The following is a 2431-nucleotide window of genomic DNA, read 5'->3' on the forward strand; positions in this document are numbered from 1 at the left end:
CCCATGCCCCACCTCACCCTCCAAAACCTAACCAAACGCTTCCCAGGTATCACGGCTGTCCAAGATTTGTGGCTCGAAGTTGAGGCGGGCGAAATTCTGGCGTTGCTAGGGCCTTCTGGATGTGGAAAATCTACAACGCTCCAGATGATAGCTGGCGTATTACAACCCGATCGCGGCACGATCGCTCTGGATGGACAAATTCTCAACACAGTGCCCCCTGAAAAACGGGATATTGCTCTGGTGCTCCAACGGGGGCTGCTATTTCCGCATCTGACTGTTGGAGAGAATGTAGCATTTGGGCTGAAGATGCGAGGAGTGAATCGGGTTGAGCGAGAGGAGAAAGCGATCGCCATGCTCCGTCAAGTTCAGCTAGAGGGGTTCGTCGGTCGTAAACCTTCGGAACTTTCGGGTGGGCAGGCACAGCGGGTGGCACTGGCGCGATCGCTCGTCATTCATCCCAAACTGCTGTTGTTAGACGAACCGTTATCTGCTCTAGATGCCAATTTGCGAGAAGAAATGCAGGACTTAATCTTACAACTGCAAACTCAAACGGGGGTGACAATGCTGATTGTGACGCATGATCAAGCAGAAGCCGTGGTGATGTCTCAACGAATTGCATTGATGTTTGATGGATGTTTGCGCCAAGTCGATACACCAGAACGAATTTACCAACATCCCAACGATGAGACAGTGGCTCAATTTATGGGAGGCGTGAATTTCTTCTCAATGCAAGCTCAAGGACGACAGTGGAGATTGTCTAACGGCTGTGTTCTCATCAGTGAACAGAGTTATCACGGTTCGATTCAAGCAACGATTCGTCCCGAACAGGTTCAGGTGTTTACAGAAGCGCGATCGCAACCGAATATGGTGCCTGCCACCGTAATTGCTAATCGATTTACTGGTACTCAAAGACGGTTAACCCTGGCGATCGCGCCTGAGTTAACGCTACAAGCCTGGGTCACTCCTGCCCAAGATGTTCAGGTTGGGCAATCAGTCTGGGCATATCTCCCATCCGTTGCCCTCTGGTATTTTCCACAGTCCAATGCGTCACCTCAAGCAGTTCAAGTTTCATAACCGAACACACGTTTGATGTCTGCAAACTCTCGATCTCGATTACTTATGAATCACTTACTCTTACCCCGTCGTCGTTTTCTACTGCTATCTACCAGTGCTTGTTTAGCTGCATTAACCAGTAACTGTGCCAGACAAAATGCTTCATCTGAACTATCCAGTTTTGATCCCAAAGCTGCTCCCTGGGATGAGATTGTCGCGGTTGCAAAAGGCACAACGGTGAACTGGGCAATGTGGGGTGGCAGTGACAAAACCAACGCCTATGCGGATCAATGGGTTGCAGATCAACTCAAAAGCCAATACGATGTCACGCTCAATCGAGTGCCCCTCAACGATACGGTAGAAGCCGTCAATAAAGTGGTTGGGGAAGTTCAAGCGGGGCAAACCACAGGGGGCAGTATTGACCTGATTTGGATTAATGGTGAGAATTTCCGCACCATGAAACAGGGAAATCTACTCTTTGGTTCCTTCCGTGATAAGCTACCCAGCAACCAATACTACGATGCCAACAATGCAGCCGTGAATTCTGACTTTGGGCTGCCGATCGAGGGTTACTCTGCCCCCTATACGGGAAGTTACTACGTAATGGCAGCAGACAGTGCGAAAGTTCAGCAGTTTCCTCAAACCTATAGCGAATTACTGGCATGGGCAAAGGCAAATCCGGGACGTTTCGCCTATGTCGCACCTCCTCAATTTGATGGTAGCCGTTTCTTGCTGACCGCACTCTACGGAGTTACAGGTGGTTATGAACAGTACACAGGAGCGGAATTTAATGAAACCCTGTGGAATGAGAAATCACCCCAAGTATTTGCGTATCTGAAGGAACTGGAGCCTTATCTCTGGCGCAGCGGTGAAACGTACCCTCCAACCCAAACTCGCCTGCAAGAACTTTTTGCCAATGGTGAGATTTGGATGATGCCTGTGTTTGTTTCAAATGTGGCGGAAGGGCTGGCGAATGGGCAATTTCCTCAAACCACTCAAGCCTTTATCTTGCCGGAAATCTCTCTGAATGATCCGTCCTTTACTGCCATTCCCATCAATGCTGCTAATCCAGCAGGTGCAATGATTTTGGCAAATATTCTCTCCAGTCCTGAAGGGCAACTGCAAAAGTTTAAGCCGGATGTCTGGGGCGATCCACCACTTCTAGATACCCAAAAAGTACCATCCAACCTTCAGGCAGAATTCGCTAAGGTAGAAGCAGTCTATGGTATTCCCTTGAAAGAACTGATTGCCAGTACTGTACCTGTGGTGAATGCTGAATACACTACCCGATTGGAACAAACCTGGGAAGAACAAATTGCTTAGTAGGGTGTAGGGTGTGGGGTTTAGGGTTCAGAGGATAGGGGGTAGGGGGTAGAGG

Annotated in this window: 2 protein-coding genes; both read left to right on the top strand. The window is 49.2% G+C overall.

Annotation, left to right across the window (positions count from 1 at the left end; translation table 11 throughout):
* The coding region (locus IQ268_RS31885) for an ABC transporter ATP-binding protein (protein ID WP_193887489.1) at positions 1–1074 on the top strand (1074 nt) is incomplete at its 5' end.
* A 45-nt stretch (positions 1075–1119) separates the two neighbouring features.
* Entirely contained in the window at positions 1120–2376 is a 1257-nt protein-coding gene (locus IQ268_RS31890; RefSeq protein ID WP_193887490.1) for an ABC transporter substrate-binding protein, read from the top strand.
* Positions 2377–2431: the final 55 nt, after the last annotated feature.

It is taken from the genome of Oculatella sp. LEGE 06141, from assembly GCF_015207605.1.
GTDB lineage: Bacteria > Cyanobacteriota > Cyanobacteriia > Elainellales > Elainellaceae > Oculatella.